Source organism: Paucibacter sp. KBW04, from assembly GCF_003852425.1.
Classification (GTDB): Bacteria; Pseudomonadota; Gammaproteobacteria; order Burkholderiales; family Burkholderiaceae_C; genus Paucibacter_A.
This window is the reverse complement of record NZ_QAJN01000021.1, coordinates 116,633-138,910: the sequence shown is the minus strand read 5'-3', so window position 1 is coordinate 138,910 and position 22,278 is coordinate 116,633. Positions and strand designations below refer to the sequence as shown.

General features: G+C 63.3%; 18 protein-coding genes, 4 pseudogenes and 1 riboswitch. Of the genes and pseudogenes, 6 read left to right on the top strand and 16 right to left on the bottom strand.

The genetic code is table 11. From position 1 onward, the window contains the following. Window positions 1-109 precede the first annotated feature (109 nt). A complete protein-coding gene (locus DBR47_RS23685) occupies window positions 110-589 on the top strand; it encodes an Lrp/AsnC family transcriptional regulator (protein WP_124454849.1) in 480 nt (159 codons plus the stop codon). A gap of 84 nt (window positions 590-673) precedes the next feature. Here the strand turns inward: DBR47_RS23685 and DBR47_RS23680 are convergent, their stop codons facing one another. Continuing rightward, a complete protein-coding gene (locus tag DBR47_RS23680) occupies window positions 674-1,180 on the bottom strand; it encodes a carboxymuconolactone decarboxylase family protein (RefSeq protein WP_124454810.1) in 507 nt (168 codons plus the stop codon). A gap of 13 nt (window positions 1,181-1,193) precedes the next feature. Beyond that, window positions 1,194-3,065 (bottom strand): glutamine--fructose-6-phosphate transaminase (isomerizing), encoded by a 1,872-nt coding sequence (glmS, locus tag DBR47_RS23675; RefSeq protein ID WP_124454807.1) that lies wholly within the window; start codon window positions 3,063-3,065, stop codon window positions 1,194-1,196. 314 nt (window positions 3,066-3,379) lie between these two features. Between glmS and DBR47_RS23670 the strand changes: the two genes are divergently transcribed. Then, a complete protein-coding gene (locus DBR47_RS23670) occupies window positions 3,380-3,880 on the top strand; it encodes an Lrp/AsnC family transcriptional regulator (protein ID WP_124454805.1) in 501 nt (166 codons plus the stop codon). Between the two features lie 124 nt (window positions 3,881-4,004). On the opposite strand, the pseudogene DBR47_RS25545 reads toward DBR47_RS23670, so the two are convergent. The 11 genes and pseudogenes from DBR47_RS25545 to DBR47_RS23625 all read right to left on the bottom strand — a co-directional run. After that, window positions 4,005-4,097 (bottom strand): annotated as a pseudogene (locus DBR47_RS25545) (PEP-CTERM sorting domain-containing protein); the annotation flags it as partial. Between the two features lie 444 nt (window positions 4,098-4,541). Next, window positions 4,542-5,051 (bottom strand): annotated as a pseudogene (locus DBR47_RS25540) (trypsin-like serine protease); the annotation flags it as partial. A 420-nt stretch (window positions 5,052-5,471) separates the two neighbouring features. Further along, window positions 5,472-5,567: pseudogene (locus DBR47_RS25535) on the bottom strand (PEP-CTERM sorting domain-containing protein); the annotation flags it as partial. 486 nt (window positions 5,568-6,053) lie between these two features. Continuing rightward, window positions 6,054-6,530: pseudogene (locus DBR47_RS25530) on the bottom strand (trypsin-like serine protease); the annotation flags it as partial. Between the two features lie 334 nt (window positions 6,531-6,864). Continuing rightward, window positions 6,865-8,046 carry a class I SAM-dependent rRNA methyltransferase gene (locus DBR47_RS23655; RefSeq protein ID WP_124454799.1) on the bottom strand — a complete coding sequence of 394 codons (1,182 nt, stop codon included), beginning with the start codon at window positions 8,044-8,046 and terminating at the stop codon, window positions 6,865-6,867. A gap of 21 nt (window positions 8,047-8,067) precedes the next feature. After that, window positions 8,068-9,645: a hypothetical protein gene (locus DBR47_RS23650; RefSeq protein ID WP_124454796.1), complete on the bottom strand. Its 1,578-nt coding sequence runs from the start codon at window positions 9,643-9,645 to the stop codon at window positions 8,068-8,070. A 1-nt stretch (window position 9,646) separates the two neighbouring features. After that, the gene (locus DBR47_RS23645) at window positions 9,647-10,654 is read right to left on the bottom strand and encodes a tyrosine recombinase XerC (protein WP_370454952.1); all 1,008 of its coding nucleotides are present in this window, start codon (window positions 10,652-10,654) and stop codon (window positions 9,647-9,649) included. Beyond that, entirely contained in the window at window positions 10,641-11,393 is a 753-nt protein-coding gene (locus DBR47_RS23640) for a DUF484 family protein (RefSeq protein WP_124454794.1), read from the bottom strand. The genes DBR47_RS23645 and DBR47_RS23640 overlap by 14 nt, the downstream gene beginning before the upstream one ends. Beyond that, complete coding sequence (gene dapF / locus DBR47_RS23635) at window positions 11,390-12,253, bottom strand: diaminopimelate epimerase (RefSeq protein ID WP_124454792.1); 864 nt, start codon at window positions 12,251-12,253, stop codon at window positions 11,390-11,392. The genes DBR47_RS23640 and dapF overlap by 4 nt, the downstream gene beginning before the upstream one ends. Window positions 12,254-12,338: 85 nt before the next feature. Next, a complete protein-coding gene (locus tag DBR47_RS23630; RefSeq protein ID WP_124454790.1) occupies window positions 12,339-13,226 on the bottom strand; it encodes a lysophospholipid acyltransferase family protein in 888 nt (295 codons plus the stop codon). A 3-nt stretch (window positions 13,227-13,229) separates the two neighbouring features. Further along, entirely contained in the window at window positions 13,230-14,150 is a 921-nt protein-coding gene (locus tag DBR47_RS23625) for a lysophospholipid acyltransferase family protein (protein WP_124454788.1), read from the bottom strand. Between the two features lie 196 nt (window positions 14,151-14,346). On the opposite strand from DBR47_RS23625, the gene metK reads away from it, so the two are divergent. From metK to DBR47_RS23610, 3 genes are all read left to right on the top strand, one after another. Further along, window positions 14,347-15,525 carry a methionine adenosyltransferase gene (gene metK / locus DBR47_RS23620; RefSeq protein ID WP_124454786.1) on the top strand — a complete coding sequence of 393 codons (1,179 nt, stop codon included), beginning with the start codon at window positions 14,347-14,349 and terminating at the stop codon, window positions 15,523-15,525. A 284-nt stretch (window positions 15,526-15,809) separates the two neighbouring features. Next, window positions 15,810-16,862, top strand: a complete 1,053-nt coding sequence (locus tag DBR47_RS23615) for a diguanylate cyclase domain-containing protein (protein WP_124454784.1) — start codon at window positions 15,810-15,812, stop codon at window positions 16,860-16,862. A gap of 42 nt (window positions 16,863-16,904) precedes the next feature. Then, window positions 16,905-18,017, top strand: coding sequence for a DNA glycosylase AlkZ-like family protein (locus DBR47_RS23610; RefSeq protein ID WP_124454782.1), 1,113 nt, complete (start codon window positions 16,905-16,907; stop codon window positions 18,015-18,017). On the opposite strand, the gene DBR47_RS23605 is transcribed toward DBR47_RS23610, so the two are convergent. The 3 genes from DBR47_RS23605 to DBR47_RS23595 all read right to left on the bottom strand — a co-directional run bounded on the left by DBR47_RS23605 (window position 17,994) and on the right by DBR47_RS23595 (window position 20,353). Next, window positions 17,994-18,383, bottom strand: coding sequence for a response regulator (locus DBR47_RS23605; protein WP_124454780.1), 390 nt, complete (start codon window positions 18,381-18,383; stop codon window positions 17,994-17,996). The two genes, DBR47_RS23610 and DBR47_RS23605, sit on opposite strands and share 24 nt — an antisense overlap. Before the next feature lie 85 nt (window positions 18,384-18,468). Beyond that, a complete protein-coding gene (locus tag DBR47_RS23600) occupies window positions 18,469-19,434 on the bottom strand; it encodes a chemotaxis protein CheX (RefSeq protein ID WP_197047252.1) in 966 nt (321 codons plus the stop codon). A gap of 124 nt (window positions 19,435-19,558) precedes the next feature. After that, on the bottom strand, window positions 19,559-20,353 hold the full coding sequence (locus tag DBR47_RS23595; RefSeq protein ID WP_124454776.1) for an HAD-IIB family hydrolase: 795 nt from the start codon (window positions 20,351-20,353) through the stop codon (window positions 19,559-19,561). A gap of 72 nt (window positions 20,354-20,425) precedes the next feature. Beyond that, a riboswitch (S-adenosyl-L-homocysteine riboswitch) is annotated at window positions 20,426-20,540 on the top strand. Between the two features lie 125 nt (window positions 20,541-20,665). Here DBR47_RS23595 and ahcY point away from each other — a divergent pair. Continuing rightward, window positions 20,666-22,096: an adenosylhomocysteinase gene (gene ahcY / locus DBR47_RS23590; protein ID WP_124454774.1), complete on the top strand. Its 1,431-nt coding sequence runs from the start codon at window positions 20,666-20,668 to the stop codon at window positions 22,094-22,096. Window positions 22,097-22,278 lie beyond the last annotated feature (182 nt).

The following is a 22,278-nucleotide window of genomic DNA, read 5'->3' as shown; positions in this document are numbered from 1 at the left end:
CGATCTGCCAAGCTAGACGCTTTTGCCAATTAATCATTCATAAGATCTCAGGCAGAGCAAAAAATTTCAATTTCCTGTCAATAATTAGAAATTGCTTGCCTTGAGTGCCATGTCCTCCACCTTCTCGCTCGATGCCATCGATCTCAAACTCTTGGATTTGCTCCAGCGTGACGCCACCGTCCCATTGGCTCAATTGGCTGAGGCGGTCAACCTCTCCAGTACCCCTTGCTGGCGCCGTATTCAGCGCTTGAAGGCTGAGGGTGTGATTCGCTGCCAAGTGGCGCTGCTGGACCCGGCGCTCGTGAATGTGGCGGTGACGGTGATCGTGACCGTGCGCACCTCCGTGCACACCGAAGCCTGGTTTGAGAGCTTTCGCGCCACCTGTGAGGCCATCCCGGAGGTGGTCGAGTTCTACCGAATGAGCGGGGACATTGACTATCTGCTGCGCGTGGTGGTGCCCGACATCAAGGCCTATGACGCGGTCTACAAACGCCTGATCACGGGCACCAATCTGCACGATGTGAGCTCGAGTTTCGCCATGGAGCAACTCAAGTTCACCACGGCACTGCCGCTCAAGTACGTGGCCTGATTGCCTGTCGTGCCGCCAGGACAGTTCCAATTACAGCGTGACAGTTCACGGGTGGCGAGCCTGGGTCCAGCTGAATCGGCTGGGTCAGAGGCCCGCCCTTGACCCGGCTGCAGCCTCGGCCGGCAGAGCACAGGCCAGCGCGCTCAGCTCTCCCGGCGGCTGAATGCCCAGCACCCGCCCAAACATGCCCCCTGCCCACATAAAACTCATGCAGGCGATCAGTTCCACCAATTCGGCGGCGCTGCAATCGTGCTCGCGCAGCTGGCTCAGCAAGGCCGGCTCAATACGGCGATGGTCTTGCGCGAATTGGCGCGCCAGCTCCAACACCAAGGTGGCCCGCCTATCTTCGGCAACAAGGGCGTTTGCCGCGAACAAGGGATCCACCGCGCCACCCTTGGCCTGGCAGTAGGCGCAGCCATGGCCTTGCGCCAGCACCCGGCGCACCTGCTCCAGCAGATCGGCTGGCAGCAGGGTCTGGCTTGCAAACACCTGCTCCAGCTGGGTCCATGGGCCCAGGACGTGAGGCGCATGGCCCATCACCCGCTCGTAGGCGGTTCGGCCTAGCGTTGATGGAGGGATAACTTGAACCATCAGCGCACCACGATCACTCGACCGTGACGCTCTTGGCCAGGTTTCTGGGCTTGTCCACATCCGTCCCACGCGCGCAAGCCGTGTGATAAGCCAGCAATTGCAACGGGATGGTGTGCAGGATGGGGCTGAGTGCACCGTAATGTTCAGGCATGCGGATCACGTGCAGGCCGGATTCGCTTTCGATCTGCGTGTCGCCGTCGGCAAAGACGTAGAGCTGGCCACCACGAGCGCGCACTTCCTGCATATTGCTCTTGAGCTTTTCCAGCAAGGTGTCGTTGGGGGCGACCGTCACCACCGGCATCTCGGCCGTCACCAGAGCCAGGGGGCCGTGTTTCAACTCGCCGGCAGGGTAGGCCTCGGCGTGGATATAGCTGATCTCCTTGAGCTTCAGGGCGCCTTCCAGGGCGATGGGGTAGTGCAGGCCGCGGCCCAGGAAGAGGGCGTTTTCCTTGCGGGCGAATTCCTCGCTCCAGGCGATGACTTGCGGCTCCAGGGCCAGCACGGCTTGCACGGCCACGGGCAGGTGGCGCAAGGCCTTCAGGTGCTCGGCTTCTTGCGCCTCGCTGAGTTGGCCACGCGTCTGCGCCAAGGCCAGGGTCAGCATGAACAGGCCGACCAGCTGCGTGGTGAAGGCCTTAGTCGAGGCCACGCCGATCTCGGCCCCGGCGCGGGTGATGTAAGCCAGCTCGCATTCGCGCACCATGGCGCTGGTGGAGACATTGCAGACGGTCAACGTGTGCTTCATGCCCAAGGAGCGGGCATGCTTCAAGGCGGCCAAGGTGTCGGCGGTTTCGCCGCTTTGGCTGATGGTGACGACCAGGGTACGCGGATTGGGCACGCTGTCGCGGTAGCGGTACTCGCTGGCGATCTCCACGCTGGTGGGGATCTTGGCGATGGACTCCAGCCAGTACTTGGCTGTGGAGCCTGAGTAATAGCTGGTGCCGCAGGCCAGGATGAGGACGGAGTCCACCTCCTTGAAGATGCGATAGGCGCCGTCACCAAACAGCTCAGGCGTGATGCCGACCACGCCTTCCAGCGTGTTGGCGATGGCCACGGGCTGCTCGAAGATTTCCTTCTGCATATAGTGGCGATAAGGGCCAAGCTCAGCGGCGCCGCTGTGCGCATGCACCGTGCGCACCGGACGCTGGACCGACTCGAATCTGCCGGTCTCGACCTGCAGATGGCTGATCCAGTAACGGCCCAGCTGCAGGTCCACCACATCACCCTCTTCCAGGTAGACGATTTGGTCGGTCACGCCGGCCAGGGCCATGGCGTCTGAGGCCACAAAGTGCTCACCCTGGGCGGCATCCATGCCCACCCCCAAGACCAGGGGCGAGCCCTCGCGGGCGGCCACGACGCGGTGCGGCTCGTCACGGCAGAACACGGCCACGGCGTAAGCGCCCTTCAGGCGCGGCAGGGCTTGTTGCACGGCTTCGAGCAGGTCGCCGTTGTAGAGGTGGTCGACCAGATGGGCGATCACTTCGGTGTCGGTTTGGCTGCTGAATTGATAGCCCTTGGCCTTGAGCTCGGCGCGCAGCTCATCGTGGTTCTCGATGATGCCGTTGTGGACCAATGCGATACGACCCACGCCGTCGGCCGCCGCATGGGGGCCTTGCGAGAAATGCGGATGCGCGTTGTGCACGGCCGGGGCGCCATGGGTGGCCCAGCGGGTGTGGGCGATGCCGGTGCCGGAGGCGATGCCGTCTTCCGCCGCCAAGCCCATCAACTCGGCCACGCGCGAGGTGCTGCGTGCGCGCTTGAGGCCACCGTCCTGATGCACGGCCACGCCGCAGGAGTCATAGCCGCGGTATTCCAGGCGCTTGAGCCCTTCGATGAGGATAGGAACGATATTGCGCTGGCTGACGGCTCCGACGATTCCACACATGTTTTGTCTCCCAAAGATTGGCAGTGAATCAGGGGCTAACAAGGGACGAGAGGAGGTGCGCTCGGCTGGCCCCTTGGGGGGACATGCAAAGCCAAGCAATCCAAACGGCCAAGATCAACCCCAAGAGTTTGATGATGAGCGCGGCAAGGCTTTGACGACAAGGCTTTTCAGGGCCAGCCATGCCGCGCGGCCTCAAGGCTTGGTCGGCATCGTAGGACGGCGCAGAAAATCATTGCTTTCAAAATTAAAGCAAAAATGAAACAATCAACCACCATCAATCATTGATGGTGATTAATTTCACATTGGAATAGTTTGTGAACGATTCAGTCGATAGCCGCGAGCTGGATGCCGCCGATCTGCGCATCCTGGAATGCTTGCAAAGAGACGCAGCCATCTCCAACCAGGACTTGGCCGCCAAGGTCCATGTGTCGCCCGCCACCTGCTTGCGCAGGGTGAAGCGACTGGAGGGCGGGGGCATCATCGAGAAGCGCATCGCCCTGCTCTCGGCCGAGAAACTAGGGGCAGGCCTGAGCGCCATCGTGGAAATCACCCTGGATCGTCAGGGCGCCGAGCATCTGGCCGCCTTCGAGGCCAAGGTGCAGGCCGAGGCCGCCGTTCAGCAGTGCTACCGGGTCTCGCCCGGGCCAGACTTTGTGCTGATCTTGCAGGTGCAGGACATGCCGGCATATCACGCCCTGGTGCAGCGCCTGTTCACCCAGGACGCCAATGTGCGCAATGTCAAAGCCTTCTTCAGCGTATTCCGCGCCAAGTTCGACCCGGCCTTGAATCTGGACGGGGTCAAGGCCAGAGCCTGAGTCCTTGGCACTCCACAATGACAAAGGCGACCTCACGGTCGCCTTTTCTCTTAATTCAACCTGCTTCGCCTGGCGTTTGCGGCCAAAGGCGCAAACGCAGGCGGGCTAGCCCACAGGTTTGGGCTCAGGCCTTGCGGCGGCGCGCCACGGCACCGACGGCAAACAGGCCCAGCGCCATCAAGGCATAGGTCTGAGGCTCGGGCACGGCGGTCACGCTGTTGATGAAGCCGAGGTGGGAGTAGACAGCGGTCGAGCCGGACAGGTCACCGTAGCTGGACGTGTTGGCGTTGAGGGCGTTGCAGCTGGTGTAACCGAAGTAGTTACAGGGATTGTTCCAGCCCCAGCTGTGCACACCGGACAAGAGCCATTCGCCATTGACGAACACGAAGTCGCCGCCACCGGAGTCACCGCCAGCGATCAGGCCTTCGTTGACACCCAAGCCTTGGTCGCTGGTCCAGGTGCCGCCATGATCGGCAGCCAAACGACCCAGCACGTTGTAGTCCGCACGTTGCTGCGCGGTGGCCGTTGCATTGGACCGGTCAAAGTCCACCATATAGGTCACGCCGTACTTGTAGTTGGCAGGATCGTCACCGAACACGGTAGCGCCGAACTGCTCGCTGGTCACGTCGAAGGTGTTGTAGGCGTAGTGGCCGTAGTTACCGTCGTTCCAGTTGGTGGCGGAATTGGTGCCACCGTTTTGAGTCGTGCCATAGCCGGCCATCAGGTGTTGCTTGCCCACATCCAACGTGGTGCTGAGCTTATAGCCCTGAATGGTGGTGACTTTCTGGTCCAGCTTCAGGATGGCGATGTCAGCGCCGGTGTCCAGCGTGCCATTCCAGCCAGAATGGACGGTGGCGTTGCCAACCGCCACCGTGCGGCTCACGGTGGCAGTGCCGCCATACCATCCAAAATCCACCTTCATGGAGGTGAAGTCATCGGCGCAATGGGCGGCGGTCAGCACATACTGACCACCTGCCAGCAGCGAGCCCGAGCAAGCCCAGTTGCCCGCAGAATTGGTGAAGCTCAGGCGCGCCACGCCATCGAGGGCGCCGGCAACACCGCCAAAGCTCTGGCCGGGGGCGAAACGCCAGTTCGAAGGTGCGCTGGTATTGCCAGTCAGCGGCTCAAGATTGCCATTGACTTGGGCTTGGGCGACACCCACCAGGGACATCGCGGCAACCAGACCCAAGAGCTTGAATTTCGATTTCATTTGTAGACGTCCTCACTTGGCTAAGCACTGTGTATGCATCGATGCTTTGCGTTTGAATGGCAGCCCGTCGTGCGAGCCAGGGAATCAAAGACAAAACCACTCATCGATGCGTGAATATGTCACAGGCGTTTTGCCCTCCCAACCCCCGCAGTTGGGGAAGTAGGACCCCTTAAGGGATTACCTTGCTTTGCATTCCGCAACATTTGTGCAAACCCGTGTTCACTGTTTTTTTGCAGGGGCGTAACGCGGCACTTCCAGAGATCGGGCCCCGTCACTTGCGGCGAGCGGAACGAAAAAAAGGCAGCTCGCGCTGCCTTCTTTTTACTCAAATGCGAGGCACAGCCCAGGCTGCGCCCACAAGCGAGGTATCTAGCCCTCGACTCAGGCCTTGCGGCGGCGTGCCACGGCACCCACGGCGAACAGCCCCAGGGCCATCAGGGCATAGGTTTGCGGCTCGGGAACGGCCGTCACCGAGTTGATGAAACCCAGGTGCGAGTAAACCGCGGTCGAGCCCGACAGGTCGCCGTAGCTGGAGCCATTCTTGGTGCTGACATCGCAGCTCAGGCCAAAGCTGCTGCAAGCTTGCCAACCCCAGGAATGCACGCCGCTGAGCAGCCACTCGCCATTGACCAGGACGAAGTCGCCACCACCCGAGTCGCCACCGGCGATCAGGCCTTCGCGCGCGCCCAGACCGGTGTCGCTGGTCCAGGGCGTGGTGCCGGTGATATTGCCAAGCAAGTTGCCGATCTGGCCCAGGGTGTTGTTGGCTTGGGTACCTGCGGCATTGTCAAAGTCCGACATATAGGTGATGCCGTGCTTGTAGTTGTCTTCGTCATACCAGCCGGACTGCACATCGCCGATGGCCTTGTTGAAGCTCTTGCTGTCCACGTCAAAGACGTTGTATGCGTAGTGACCGTAGGCCCAGTCATTCCAGTTGGTCGGCGTGTCGGCGCTACCCACGCTGGTCGTGCCGTAGCCGGCCATCAGGTATTCCTTGCCCACGTCCACGGTGGTGCTGAGCTTGTAGCCCTTGATGGTGGTCACCGCAGTGTCCAGCTTCAAGATGGCGATGTCGGCGCCGGTGTCCAGCGTGCCATTCCAGCCGCTGTGAATAAAGGCATTGCCCACCGAGACATTGCGAGTCACTTGTGCCGTGCCGTTGTACCAACCGAAGTTGACGGTCATGCGGGTGAAGTCGTCGGCGCAGTGCGCAGCGGTCAGCACGTATTGGCCGCCGGCCAGCAGCGAGCCCGAGCAAGCGTAGTTGGCACCAGCGCTGGTGGTGAAGCTCAGACGGGCCACGCCGTCCAGCGCACCGGCAACACCGCCAAAGCTTTGGCCGGGCGCGAAACGCCAGTTCGACACATCACTGGTATTGCCGGTCAAGGGATCCAGATCGGCCTTGGCGTGCGCAACGCCGGTCACGGCCAAGGCGGACATCGCAGCCGCCAGGCTCAACAGCTTGAATTTAGAAATCATCCAACACTCCCTCTTTGGTTTGCACAGTGGATTCACCGACGCTGCCCCGGCCTCGTCTGTCGGACTTGTGTGTCCAACGCGAGGATTTCCTGAGGCAAATTTCATCGAGCCCGTGAATATGTCTCACTCTGTCAAACCGGGGCACCCCCCACATCCGGGAAGCAATTTCCCTTAAGGGAATCCGTTGAGGAAAGTCGTTATCAATTCATGCAAAAATGCCGCCCCTTTGCCCAGCTAGCTCACTCTGTGAGCCCATCGGATCGAGGGCGGCAAGCGCACAAATTCAGGCAAGCGACTAGGCCTTGAGGATCAGCAAGCCCTTCAGATACTCGCCCTCGGGGAAGTTGATGGTTTGGGGGTGATCGGGGCTGGCACCGACGCGGTCCAGCACATAGCCATCGACCTCGGCATCCATGCCCGCACCCGCCACGATTTTGTGGAAGAGATCGGGGCTGATACCGCCCGAGCAAGAGAAGGTGAACAACAAGCCGCCCGGTGCCAACAAGCGCAGGCCCAGGCGGTTGATGTCTTTGTAGGCGCGCGCCGCGCGCTCGGCATGCGCAACCGTCGGGGCGAACTTGGGTGGGTCCAGCACGATGGCGTCGAACTGGCGGCCTTCCTTCAAGAAGTTGCGCAGAGTGGCGTTCACATCGGCGTCCAGGCTGCGGTGGCGCCCGGCATCAAAACCATTCAAGGCCACATGGGCCTCGGCACGCGCCAGCGCGGGTGCGGACGAGTCCACGCTGATCACCTCGGTGGCGCCGCCGGCCAGGGCCGCGACCGAGAATCCCCCCGTGTAGCTGAAGCAGTTCAGCACGCTTTTGCTGCCGTACTGGCGCACGGCGTCGGCGAACTTCTTGCGGTTATCGCGCTGGTCCAAGTAGTAGCCAGTCTTGTGGCCTTCGGCCACATCCAGGCTCAGACGCCATTCGTGCTCTTGGATCACGATCTCGGTCGCGCCCTCGCCCTGCAGCCAGCCGGTTTGCTGGGGCAGGCCTTCAAGCTCACGCACCTGAGCATCGGAGCGCTCATACAAACGCGTCAGGCCGGTGGCCGCCAGCAATTGCGCGCACAGCACAGGCTTCCAGCGCTCCACACCGGCCGAGAGAAACTGTGCCACCAGCGTGTCGCCGTAGCGGTCTACGATCAGGCCCGGCAAGCCGTCGGCCTCGCCGTGGATCAGACGCAGAGCGTCCGAGGCGATGGGCAGACGCTGGCGCATGGCGATGGCGCGTTGCACGCGTTGCTCGAAGAAGGCCGCGTCGATGCGCTGGGCCTCGTCAAAACTCCAGGCCCGCACGCGGATATTCGAGTTGGGGCTGAAGGCCCCCCAGCAGAGGAACTCCCCGGCCGCAGACTCCACCCGCACGGTCTCGCCAGCATCGGCCCCACCACGCTGGACCGAGCCCTCGAAGACCCAGGGATGGCGACGCTGCAATGAGCGCTCTTTGCCGGCGCGGATGATGATTTTCTTCATGGGTACTGCTCGATTGAATGGTTATCTTGACAGGGTTCCGTAGGCATAGCCAATGGAGAGATTGATCAGACTGCTGCTTTGCTCTTCCGGGTGACGCAGGCTGCGCCACTGGCCCAGGCCGGCGCGCAGGCGCAGGCGCTCGCCTTCCCACTGGCCCCACAACTCACCCTGGCCCACGGCGCCGCCGCCCACCACCACGCCGCCGCCGCCGGCTGCACCCACAAGTGCTTCGGCGCCAAAGCGCAGCTGGCCGGAATTGCCCAACTTGACGGCCGCGGTCTGCGCGCCCAGTCCGAACAAGCCGATGGAATAGGCCCCCGCCCGGCCCACGGCCGCGCTACCCGCCTGGGCCACGCCGTAGACATGCGGTGATAGTTCACGCGTCATCACCATGTTGTACTGGGTGATGGCCTCCTTGGCGCCGTCCTTGAACTTCACGTTGGGCAGGTATTGCACGCTGGCGAAAATTTGGCTGACGCGCACCACGCCCTCGTCCACATCCAAGCCACTCCAGGCCGCCGAGGTGGAGGGCGTGATGTCCAGCGGCATGGCCAGACCCACGCGCACAAAGCTGCCAGAGAAATGGCCGCGCACGGCCTGGGTCCAGCCGCCCTCCAGGCGCAGTGCCGGCCCCCAGGGCGTGACCCAGCGCAGCGTCGGCCCAGCACGCCACAGCCAGCCGCCGCCGGTATCCACATTACCGCCACCTGCCAGGCCCAGGCCCAACTGCCCACCCAGGCGGAGATTCGGCGTGCCCAGACCCCAGTCCTGACCGGCATTGGCCAAGATTTCCATATAACCATCGGCCCCGCCCTGGGCGGCACCGGCGGCTTCCACGCCCCACCAGCTGCCGTCTGCGATGTACTGGCGCAGATCGGCACCGGCCGCACCCATGCGCTGGGTGCTGGCCACGCCGCTGCGGTTGGTGGTGGAGCTGCTGGGCTTGATGACCCCGCCGTAAAGCATGATCTCGTCAAAGCCCAGACCGGTGCGCGCGCCCGCACGGCCGCGTTTGCCCGCATCACTGGGCGAGAAGCTGGCAAAGCTGGCGGCCCGACCCAGGGTCAAGGTGTAGCTGGTGTCGCTGACATTGCCGCTGGGGAAGCGGATCATGGCCACGCCCAGGCCGGCATACCAGTCACCCATCTCGGTGCGTAGCGACAGCTCGGGCCGCAGCATCAGACCACCGCCGAAGCGGATCTGCTCTGAACTCAGGCCACCGCCTGCGCCGGCATAAAGACCGGCGGCCAGATGCGTGTTCTGCCCCACGCGCCAGCGCCGCTGCGCCGTCAGGCCCAGGGTAAAGATACCGCCATAGCCGCCCTTGGCCGAGCCGTAGACGCTGGGGCCAAAGCCCCAGTCATCGTCCACCGCCATCAGATAGCTGCCACCCAGCATGGCGATCTTGGCGCCATTGGGCAGGGCCAGCGGGGTCCAGTTCATCTCCACGGCCGCGGGGCGGCTGGGGGCGAAGCGCACGGGCTTGGCTGGATCGGGGCTGTCCACATCCACTGGCCCGGCGGCCTGGGCCGAACTCGCCATGGCCAGCAGCGCGGCCGCAGCCAGTGCAGAAAAAGCTAAACAAGGATTCAAACGCATATCAATCTTCTAAGGCTGTCTTCTTGCTTGACTTGGCACGTGGGTGCGCCGCGTCGTAAATCTTGGCCAGGTGCTGGTAGTCCAGCTGCGTGTAGACCTGGGTGGTGGCGATATGCGCATGACCCAGCAACTCCTGCACCGCACGCAAATCGCCGCTGGACTGCAGCAGATGCGAGGCAAAGGAATGCCGCAACATATGTGGGTGCACATGGCTGGGCATGCCGGCCGCCAAGGCCCTTAACTTCAAACGCAAGCGGATCTGCGAGGCCGACAAACGCCCGCCCCGCTGCCCCACCAGCAAGGCCTTCTCGTCCGCCTTGGCCAGTCGCTCGCGCTGCGGCAACCAGTCTTGCAGCGCCACCAGCGCCGCCCGGCCCACAGGCACCGAACGGCGTTTGCTACCCTTGCCCAGCACATGGGCCTCGGCCGCCTGGGCGTCGATCCAACCGCGCGCCGCGCTGCTGGCGCGCAGATCCAGGCCTTCCAGCTCGGCTACCCGCAGGCCGCAGCCATAGAGCAGCTCGACGATGCAGCGATCCAAGGCCTCCAGCGCCGGGTCAGCACCGGCCTCCTCGCCCTTGAACTCCGCCAGCTGCACCGCATCATCCACCGCCAAGGCCTTGGGCAAAGGCTTGGCAGCCTTGGGCGCCCGCAAGCCCTCAAAAGGGTTGAGCTCCACCCAATGCTGGCCGCCCAGCCAGCGGTACAAACCACGCCAGACCGAGAGCTGCAAAGCGATGCTGCGCGGCCCCAGGTCTTGCTCGCCATGCATGCGCATCAAGAGACCGCGGGCATGGTGAGGGCGCAGCTGCAACAAGTCCTGCAAGGCACCGGCCTCGGCAAAGTCTTGCAGGCGCCGCAAAGCTTGTTCATAGATCACCAGGGTGCGCGGCGCCAAACGGCGCTGCACCTGGGCATGGGCCAGATAGTCCCTCAGCAGAGGGAGCAGGGGCTGCTGAGGCGCATCCTCCGCCTGGGCAGTCCTCGGGCCGGACTCAGTCCGTGCCACCTGCCGCTCGATTGGCGCTTGCCGCCAGCAAGCGCGCCAGTGCAGCGCTGGCGATATCGCCCACGCGCAACAGGAACTCGGTGCCCATCTCAGCCGTGTAACGGGTTGGGTCGGGCGAGCCCAGCACCAGCAGACCAAAGGCACGACCGGGCTTGCCGTCCTCGGCCAGGGTCAGGGGAATCAGGGCCAGCGAGGTCGCACCGCCGCTGCTGCCTTCCGAATTCCGCAACCAGGCGGCCGCTTCAAAGCCCGAGTTCACGCCGCAATAGGGCTGCGACAGGCTGGAGGCAAAGCTCTTCACATCGGCGCTGACCGCTTGCGCGAACTCGGCCTCGGCAAAGGCGGCATCCACACCCCAGAGGCGCAGGCCGGCCTGCGGGATCATGAACTGGTGGCGCAGCTCTTGCACCAGCACCTCGGGCAACTCGGCGGCTTGCACCGTCTGCATCAGGCGTTTGGTCCAGCGGTGCAGGCGGTCGGCAATGGCCACGTTCTCCTGGCCGTTGCGGATCATCTCCATGATCCTCTGCTCCAGGCCCTTGATCTTGTCGCGCAGCATCTCGGCCTGGCGCTCTTGCAAGGACACGGCGCGCTGGCCCAGAGGATGGGTCAGTTGCACGGTTGCCAGCAGCTCGGCGTGGCGCTCGAAGAATCCGGGCGTGTGCAGCAAGAATTCGGCGATCTCTTGCTCTGTCACGCCTTGGGTCGCACCAGCAGGTGTCAATGGGTTGCTTGTCACAGCGTGATCTCTCCTTCAAACACGGTTTGCGCCGGGCCCGTCATCAGCACGGCGGCCTGCAGGCCTTGGCTCAGCCCGGCCCACTCGATTTTCAAATCTCCACCGCGGGCATGGACCTCGACGCTTTCGTCCAGCAGGCCCAGGCGGATCCCGGCCACCACGGCGGCACAAGCGCCGGTGCCACAGGCCAGGGTCTCACCCGCATCGCGTTCAAACACGCGCAGGCGAACCTCGCTGCGCGACACAATCTGCATAAAGCCGGCATTGACCTTGCGTGGGAAGCGCGCGTGCGCCTCGACCAGGGGGCCGATCTGCCCTACCGGTGCGAGGTCCACGTCGCCGCTCACAATCTGCACCGCATGGGGGTTGCCCATGGACAGGACCGCCACCTCGCAAGCAGCCTCGGCCAGGGGCCAGAGCGCAAAGCCGTTCAGCTCACGCGGCAGCAGGCCTTGCGAATCAAAAGGCACGCGCGCCAGATCGAACACGGGCGCGCCCATGTCCACAGTCACGCGGCCGTCATCGCGCAGATGCAACTCCAGCACCGCGTTGACTGTTTCCACCCGCACACTGCGCTTGTCCGTCAGACCCTTGTCCACCACATAGCGGACAAAGCAGCGCGAGCCATTGCCGCAATGCTCCACCTCGGCGCCGCTGCTGCCGTTGAAGATGCGGTAGCGGAAATCAACACCAGGCGTAGCGCTGCGCTCGATCACCAGAATCTGATCACAGCCCACACCAAAGCGCCGGTCCCCCAGCACGCGGATCTGGGCCGCGCTCAGGCTCAGAGGCTGGCGGGTCGCGTCAATGACGACGAAGTCATTGCCGGCGCCGTGCATTTTGGTGAAGGAGAGTTGCATGATTTGATTATCACTTGCCATCTACTGAGCCCGAGACCGAAGCCGCGCAGCGGCGAGCTCTGGCTCCAACTGACTAGGGGAAGGCTCAATACAAAGAGGGCTCGCCCTCGGGCCGGGTCTTGAACCGGCGATGCACCCAGAGGTATTGGGCCGGATGGCGGCGTATGCGCTCTTCCAGCCAAGCATTCATGGTGTGGGCATCGGCTTCCAGGTCATCGCTGGGGTAGCCGGCAGGGGGCTCGCAGGCCTCCACCTCATAGCCTTGGCCGCCCGGCAACATGGTCACCACCAGGGGCTGCACCGCCATGCCCATGCTGCGCGCGATCTTGGAGGGCGCCAGCAAGGTGCTGGCGGGCACGCCGAAGAAGGGCACGAAGGCCGAGTCTTTGAGGCCGAAGTCTTGGTCCGGTGCGTTCAAAAACGAGTAGCCCTGCTTGATCAGGCGCAGCACCGGGCGGATGCCGTCGTGGCGATCCACAAAAGCCGTCTGGCCAAAGCGGGAGCGCCCGGCCAGCAGAAATTTGTCAAACACCGGATTGCTCTGGCGCTGGTAGACGTCCACGCCCGGGCATTTTTGATTCAGCATCAGGGCCGGCCCCACCCATTCCAGGCCGGCGAAATGCGGCAAGTACCACATCACCGGACGACCGCCATGCTCGGCCAGGGCGATATCGCCCTTCACATGCATCAGCCGCTGCAAGCGCGCCGGCGAGGCGAACCACAGCAGGCCGCGCTCCAACAAGCTGCGACCCACCCAGCCGAAATGTTCACGGCCGAGCTGCTCACGCTCTGCCGCCGACTTCTCGGGGAAGCACAGCTCCAGATTACGCAAGGCGATGCGCCGCCGCCGCCCCGCCACCCACCACAGCAGACGCCCCAGGCCTTGGCCCAGCGCGGCCAGCACGGCCAGCGGCAAAAAGTGCAAGAGCCAGAGCAGGCCGATCAGCAAAAAAGCACCCAGTTTTGACAGCATCGCTCAGTGCTCCGACTTATCCACAGGCGCGGCGGGGGCAGAGGGCGCGGCCGCAATATCCAGGCCGCGTGGTTGCTTGTAGCGGTGATAGCCCCAAAGGTATTGATCAGGTGCGAGGCGAATCATTTCTTCCATGGCCTTGTTGATGGTCTCGGCTGCGGATTCTGGGGCCTGCTCGGGCGCAATCTGCGGCGCCGGTCGCACATGCACCACAAAACCCTGGCCCTTGGGCAGGCGTTCGCCCCAGATCAGCAGGGCCGCCGCGCCGGTTTGCTGCAAAAGCTTGCCCGCCATCGTCATGGTGTAAGCCGGCAAGCCGAAGAACGGCGCCCACACACCCAGGCCCTGGGGCGGCACCTGGTCGGGCAAGAGGCCGATGGTATGGCCTTGGCGCAGGGCGCGAATCATCTGCCGCACACCCGCCAGATTGGCCGGTGCCGTGGCCAGACCGGGGCGGCCGCGCGAGGCATCCACCACCTCACGCAGCCAAGCCTGGCGGGCCGGACGAAACAAAACGGTGATGGGCGAGAGGCGGGTCTGCCCTTGCACTTGCGTCTCGGCAAAGGTCTCGGCATAGGCCTGAGCACAAATTTCAAAGCAGCCCAGATGCGGCGTTAGCAAGACCAGGCCTTTGCCGTCTTGCAAGGCCGCTTCGATCAGCTCCGCGCCGTCCCAGCGCAGGGCGGCACCCAAGGGCTGGCTGGGCGGGCGCATCCACAGCCAAGGCGTTTCCAGAATCATGCGCCCCGCATGCGCAATGCCGCCGCGGGCTTCGGGCCAGGCCATGCCCGCAATGCGCACATTCGCCTGATAGCGCTGCCGGTAGGTTTTGGAGGCGACATAGGTCAGCCAACCGGCCAGCGCGCCAAAAGCATGCAAAAGTCGCAGGGGGAATTTGGACAGGAGACGAAACAGCAGCAACATATTTCTATAATTGTCACATCGCCGAGTTAATGAACTACTTGCGGGGCGATGCGGACTTGTTTTCTGGGCTTTATCCCTTGATTAGAAGTGCGCCGGGCAGTGATGCTCAACAAATGCTGCTAAAGCGTTCGCCGCGTCTTCTCCCGACAGCACGGCAACGCCGATGAACTGTTGTACTTATATGGAGTGTAAAAAAGTGGCGAACGATTTTCTCTTTACGTCTGAATCCGTCTCTGAAGGCCATCCCGACAAGGTCGCTGACCAGATCTCGGATGCCATTCTCGACGCAATCTTCACCCAAGACCCACGCTCACGCGTCGCGGCCGAGACCTTGTGCAACACCGGCCTGGTTGTGCTGGCCGGTGAAATCACCACCAACGCCCATGTGGACTACATCCAGGTGGCGCGCGACACCATCAAGCGCATCGGCTACGACAACACCGAGTACGGCATCGACTACAAGGGTTGCGCCGTGCTGGTCGCTTACGACAAGCAAAGCAATGACATTGCCCAGGGCGTGGACCACGCCAGCGACGACCACCTGAATATCGGTGCCGGCGACCAAGGCCTGATGTTCGGCTATGCCTGCGATGAAACGCCCGAGCTGATGCCCGCGCCCATCTATTACGCCCACCGTCTGGTGGAGCGCCAGGCCCAGCTGCGCAAGGACGGCCGTCTGCCCTTCCTGCGCCCGGACGCCAAGAGCCAGGTCACCATGCGCTATGTGGACGGCAAGCCGCACAGCATCGACACGGTGGTGCTGTCCAGCCAGCACGCACCCGAAATGAGCTTGGGCGACAAGATGAAGCCCGAGTTCTACGAGGCCGTCATCGAAGAAATCATCAAGCCCGTGCTGCCCAAGGAATGGCTGAAGGACACCAAGTACCTGGTCAACCCGACCGGCCGCTTCGTCATCGGCGGCCCGCAAGGTGACTGCGGCCTGACTGGTCGCAAGATCATTGTGGACACCTATGGCGGCGCCTGCCCCCACGGCGGTGGCGCCTTCTCGGGCAAGGACCCCAGCAAGGTGGACCGCTCGGCCGCCTATGCCGCCCGCTATGTGGCCAAGAACATCGTTGCCGCCGGCCTGGCGCGCCAGTGCCAGATCCAGGTGGCCTATGCCATCGGCGTGGCCCGCCCCATGAACGTGACGGTCTACACCGAAGGCACGGGCGTGATCTCTGACGACAAGCTCTCGGCCCTGGTGCAAGAGCATTTCGACCTGCGCCCCAAGGGCATCATCCAGATGCTGGACCTGCTGCGCCCCATCTACTCCAAGACCGCCGCCTACGGCCACTTCGGCCGCGAAGAGCCGGAGTTCACTTGGGAGAGAACGGACAAGGCGGCAGCGCTGCGCGCGGCCGCTGGCCTGTAAGGCCACCGCGAAGCGGCTTGGCAGTTCTCGGGCGACGCTCATATCTGCGCAGCAGATGTGGGCGGAGACCAAAAGACCGATAAAGCTGCAGCGCTGCGCGCGGCCGCCGGCCTCTAAGCAAAGCCGCTCACTGAAATCCAAGGCCCGCCTCGCGCGGGCCTTTTTCATGCCGGCTCAAGGCTGAAACAAGGGGACTCCAACCGCATTTCTACTGAGCTAGCCAGCCGAACCCAGGGCGATAATCGCACGACACTTCTTTCGGTTTGCCCGAATAACCCGTGCTCATGCCTCTCCCGCCCAACTCCCCAAGCAAGCCTGTTGTGCTCCCGCCCTTGCACATCCTGCTGGTTGACGACCAGGCGTCGACACGACAGGTTCTGGTCGCTCAACTGCATGCGGCGGGTCACACGGTGCAAGAGGCCGACTCCGCCGAAAGCGCCCTCAGCTTGTTCCGCGCGCAAGCCCCAGATCTGGTCTTGCTGGATGTGGAGATGCCCGGCCACGATGGCTACTGGGTGGCCAGCCAGCTGCGCGCCTCGGAAGCCGGGGGCTGGACGCCCATCATCTTTCTCTCCAGCCTGAATCAGGACCACAACCTCTGGCAAGCGATTGAATCGGGCGGTGACGACTATCTGGTCAAGCCCGTCTCCGGCACGGTCTTGCAAGCCAAGCTGCGCGCCATGCAAAGACTGCGGCGCATGCAAAACCGCTTGATCGAACTCTCGGATGAGTTGCGCATCGCCAACGAGCAGCTGACCCGCATCAGCCATGAAGACGCCCTCACCGCCCTGCCCAACCGGCGCGGCTTTGATCTGCGTCTGCAGCAAGAGATCCTGGCCGCACAGCGCGAGCAAGCGCCACTGACCCTGGTGCTTTGCGATATCGACTTCTTCAAAGGCTATAACGACAGCCTGGGCCATGTGGAGGGCGATGCCTGCCTGCACACCCTGGGCCGCTTGCTGCAAGGCATGTGCCGCCGGCCACGCGACTACCCGGCCCGCTACGGTGGCGAGGAGTTCGCCCTGATCCTGCCTTGCACCCCACGCTCGGGCGCCATGACTTTCGCGCGAGCCCTGCTGCGCACGCTGGAGCTCAAGGCCATCCCCCACCCGCGCTCCAGCATCGCGCCCTACCTCACCCTCTCGGGCGGCATCACCACCTGCCTGCCCGACAAAACGACGTCGGCCGAGGGCTTGCTGCGCCGTGCGGACGAGGCCTTGTATGCGGCAAAATCGCGCGGCCGCAATTGCTTCTTCAGCTTCGAGATGCAAATGGACACGCGTGAGCAGCGCAACGCCGGGCGTGCAGCATCGTCCGGATTCGGCGGCTTGACTTGAGCCGCCCGGCCAAGTCTGAAGCCTCCACCGCAGCCCAGCCGAATGCCCAAAACCGCCCCGCTACTTCTTGACGATCTGCGCCGCTACGCCATCGCGCGCAGCCTGTTCAAACCCACCACCCTGCCCGCCGCCATCCAGCGCCTGGGCTTTGTGCAAGCCGACCCCATCCGGGCGCCAGCGCGGGCGCAAGACCTGACCCTCAGGCACCGCGTCAAAGACTATCGCGCCGGCGATCTGGAGTTGCGCTACGCCCGCCTGAACGTCGAGGAAGACTGCTTCGTCAACTACGGCTTTGTGCCGCGCGAGCATCTGCGCCTGCTGCACCCGCGCATCGCCCGCCAGGGCTGGGACGCCAAGACCGCCACCCAGGCCGAGGCCATCCAGGCCTTTGTGCGCAGCCATGGCCCGGCGCATCCCAAGCAGGTGCAAGCGCATTTCCAGCTGGGCCAGACCCGCAATGCCTGGGGCGGCAGCAGCAATGCCACCACCCATTTGCTGGACGCCATGCACTACCGCGGCCTCTTGCGCGTCAAGCGCCGGGAACAGGGTCTGCGCATTTACGAGGCGGTGCAACACGTCGAGGACGAGAGCAGCAGCCCGCAAGAAAAAGCCCTGGATCTGCTGCGGCTGATCTTGGCCAAGTACGCCCCTTTGCCGGCGCGCAGCTTGAGTCAGCTATGCAGCATGACGCGCTATGGCGCACCGCAGTTGCAGGCCGAGGTCAAAAAAGCGCTGGCCCATGCGCAGCAGCTCTTTCCCAGTGCCGAGGTCGAGGGTGTGCGCTGGTTCTGGCCGGAAGGGGAAGAGCCCCGCTCCAAGCGCTGGAAGCTGGACGAAGAGCTGCGCCTGCTGGCGCCTTTCGACCCCATTGTCTGGGACCGCCTGCGCTTCGAGCTGTTCTGGGGCTGGGCCTACCGTTTCGAGGCCTACACCCCGCCAGCCAAACGCCGACTCGGCTACTACGCCCTGCCCATGCTGTGGCGCGGCGAGGTGCAAGGCTGGGCCAATGCCTCGGTGGACGAGCGCGGCCAAAGCTTGCAGCTGCAATGCGGCTATCAGTCGGGCAAGGCGCCACAGGACGCGGCCTTCAAGGCCGCGCTAGCCGAGGAAAGCCAAAGGCTGGCCCTCTTCTTAGGCTTGCCCGGCAGCGCCTGATATCTCGCAAAGCTTGCGCAAAGGGCCCAGCACCGCCTCGCCGCGGAAGGGCTTGACGATCCAGCCGGTCACGCCGATGTCTTTGCCTCGGGTGCGCATGGCGGGGTTGTCTTCGGTGGTCAGCATGATGATGTGAATCACCCGATCCTTGAACTCCTCACGGATCTTCTTGGCCATGGCCAGGCCGTCCATATTGGGCATATTGACGTCGCTGATCACCAGGCGGATGCCGGGATCATTGCTCAGCTGAAAAAGCCCGTCGCGGCCGTCATTGGCCACCGCCACCTCGAAGCCGTTCTTGCTCAGGAAACTGGCGACGATTTCGCGCATGGTGCTCGAATCATCGACCACAAGAACATTAGCCATAACAAACACTCCTCGCGCCAGCGCGAAACTAATTCAAGATCTCAACAGAGTCCGGGCGCTACAGCCGCCCGGCACCTTTACTCTTTCAAAACAATTCCAACTCGCCGGTGGGCCCTACCTCAGGTGGGTTGTTGTCGAACTCGGCGAACTCGTCCGGCGACCAGTGCAAGTTGAAGATGAAGCGCTGCACCACGATCAAGGGCGGCAAACCCGGCCGGGCGGGGTCGGACAGCTGGTAACGAATGCACAGCTGCGGGTCCTGCGAGCCAAACGAGATGTACTTGTGCTCGTGATTGATCACGATGGGCACTTGGGTCTGCTGATTGGTGAAGGCCTGGGGCGGGATGTAGCGATTCTTGAACGCGCCCCAGATCAGATTGGTCGTCTCGCCCAACATATTGTTGAGCTCGCGGAAGTTCAGATCGCCGCCAATGCCCTCGTAGCTAAAGCCCTGGATCAGGCCCTGGCGCAAGGCCCGCTCCTCGGTCTGCAACATCATGTAGCCGCGGCACCAGGTGCTCTCGATCGCGATCAGGGTGGACACCTCGCCATGGATGATGCGGTCATGCACCACATAGGGCGACTCCGACAGCACCTGGGCATTGGGGAACATGGCGCACAAGGCCTGACGGGTCAGCTCGACGATGCCGTTGACCAGGCGCGTCGGGTAGCGCAGGCTGAAAATATTGTGCTCCACCGCCGTGTGCAGCGAGGCCATCTCGCCGGTCTTCCAGCCATGGCGTATGGTCTCCTGCTCCTCGACGCTCAGCGCACGGCTGCTGGTGCGGCGCAGAAAAATCGGCAGCTCGGGGCGCAACTTGTGGATGGCGCGGGCCAGATGCAGGCTGTCGCCGTCCTCACAGGGCAGATCCTCGGCCAGCAGCACGCCGCCCAGGTCTTTGTGCTGAGACAGCGTGACTAATGCGTTATGCGACGAGCGCGGCAAGGCCAGGAGGCCTTTCTCCAGGCAAAAATCGCTCAGGATTTGGTACTGGGCCGGGTCATGCTCGAGCAGCAGTACCTTGGCCTCCAGTTGGGTGGTTTCCGTCATGCGCCACATCCTCAGGCCCGAAAGAGCCGCTTGATCACCAAGGCTATCGGCTTTTTCCGTCGAATCTGTAGCGCTACTCGCACAAAGCGGAGCAAATCGCGCAGTCCTGCGCGGGAAATCGACGTTAGCGCCTTGGCTGCGCAGCCAACAAGGCCCGAGCCACCTCGGCGAAGCCCTCGCCACGCTCGGCCTGGGTCACGTAAGCGGGCAGGGTCTGCAGCTGGGGCACAAAGCGGGCGATATTGGCCACGCCCACGCTCAGGGGGATCTTGGCGAACATTTGCTGGTCGTTGGTGGAGTCGCCCACATACACCCAATCACGCGCATCAAACGGCCGGTTCAGCAAGGCCGGCACGGCCCAGGCCGCCGCCGTCCATTTGCTGTGCTCACCGATCCAGCCATTGATGTGGATAGAACTGACGGTGGCCTGCAGGCCATGCTCGCGCATCACGGCACAGACCGCCGCGATCTGCGCCTCGTCCAGATGGGCGTGCTCGCTGTGATCGACAGCGATATCGGTCAGGCGGCCGGCGCTATCGGTGGCCAGCACGCTGCCGGGTACGCGGCGCAGAACGTCGGCCGCGCAATGACGCAAACGCTCGAAATTGACGGCACGGGCGCTGGCGTCCTGGCAGAACTCGCGGCGCAGCTGGCCATTGCTGGCATCGGCGCGCAGCATCACCGCGCCGTTCTCCGCCACGATGGCGCGCACCGGCCAGCTGAGGGCAAAGGCTTCGCTCCAGCCCGAGGGCCGGCCGGTGATGGCGATGACCGGGATGCCTGCGGCCTGCAGATCCCACAGGGCTTGTAGCGCGGCGGGAGCGATCTCGCCCTCCGCCGTCAAGGTGTCGTCGATATCGGTCAAAAGGCCGTGGATGCGGCCCAAATCGGCGGCGGGGCAGAGAGAGAATGCTTGCATAGTTAGGTGAGATTGTCCTCAAATCCGGGCTTGATCCTTGGATCACCTGTGACATTGCGTCTAGAATTGACGCACTCCGAGGAGCGTTGCAACCTCATGTCGCACAGACATGAGGCCAGGCTCGGAATCGAATCCAGTGCCGGCATTCAAGCGCCGCCCAGATTCATTGCAACCGCGCTCACCCGCTGCAGTTTTTTTTGTGGGTGATCGCGCGTCCCGGTGAGGCTAGTCCATTGACCAAAGCCCTCGCCCGCACGGCTCCCGCACTCATGCTGCAGCGGCTTCAACATCTCTTGAAGGAGCCCGCCCGCCATGACTGCTACGACCACTCTGTCCAAAGAACAATTCCATATTGCCGACCTGACGCTTGCCGCCTGGGGCCGCAAGGAACTCAATATCGCCGAGTGCGAAATGCCCGCGCTGATGGCCATCCGCAAGGAATATGCCGCCAGCCAGCCCCTGAAGGGCGCGCGCATCGCCGGCTCCCTGCACATGACCATCCAGACCGGCGTGCTGGTCGAGACCCTGCAAGCCCTGGGCGCCGAAGTGCGCTGGGCCTCGTGCAATATCTTCTCCACCCAAGACCAAGCTGCTGCTGCCCTGGTGGCCGCAGGCACGCCCGTGTTCGCCTACAAGGGCGAGACCCTGGAAGACTACTGGGACTACACCCACCGCATCTTCGACTTCGCCGGCAAGGATGAGCCGGGCGAAGGCCCGAACATGATTCTGGACGACGGCGGCGATGCCACCTTGCTGATGCATCTGGGCCAGAAGGCCGAGAAGGATCTGAGCGTGCTGGCCAACCCCGGCAGCGAAGAAGAGCGCGTGCTGTTTGCCGCCATCAAGGCCAAGGTTGCCCAAGACCCGACCTGGTACACCCGCAAGAGCCGCGAGATCATCGGCGTCACCGAAGAGACGACCACCGGCGTGCACCGCCTGAAGGAAATGTCGGCCAAGGGCACCCTGCTGTTCCGCGCCATCAACGTCAATGACTCGGTCACCAAGAGCAAGTTCGACAACCTCTACGGCTGCCGCGAGTCCCTGGTGGACGGCATCAAGCGCGCCACCGATGTGATGATCGCCGGCAAGATCGCCGTCATCGCTGGTTACGGCGATGTGGGCAAGGGCTCGGCCCAAGCCATGCGTGCCCTGTCGGCCCAGGTCTGGGTGACCGAGATCGACCCCATCTGCGCCCTGCAAGCCGCGATGGAAGGCTACCGCGTCGTCACCATGGAATACGCCGCCGACAAGGCCGACATCTTCGTCACCACCACCGGCAACAAGGGTGTGATCCGCCACGAGCACATGGCCGCGATGAAGAACAACGCCATCGTCTGTAATATCGGCCACTTCGACAACGAGATCGACATCGCTTCGATCGAGAAGTACCAGTGGGAAGAGATCAAGCCCCAGGTCGACCACGTGATCTTCCCCGACGGCAAGCGCATCATCCTGCTGGCCAAGGGCCGCCTGGTGAACCTGGGCTGCGGCACCGGCCACCCCAGCTATGTGATGAGCTCCTCGTTTGCTAACCAGACGATTGCGCAGATCGAGCTGTTCGCCCACAAGGACGCTTACGACATCGGCAAGGTCTATGTGCTGCCCAAGCACCTGGACGAGAAGGTGGCGCGCTTGCAGCTGACCACGCTGAATGCGCAGTTGTCGGAGCTGACGGAAGAGCAGGCGGCTTATATCGGTGTTCCCAAGCAAGGCCCGTTCAAACCCGACACCTACCGCTACTGATTGTCACGGGCTACTGCGCGCCTGCCATGCGGCGTTGTGGGTCCCTCCGCAGATCCTCACGTAGCGCTGCTACGTTCCGGTCTGCGGATCCCCCCACGCCTTGCCTGACAGGCGCTCGCTACGCCCGGGGACCATCGCCTCAATTCAAGGGCTGAAGCGCAGCTGAGCTGCGCACTTTTCCA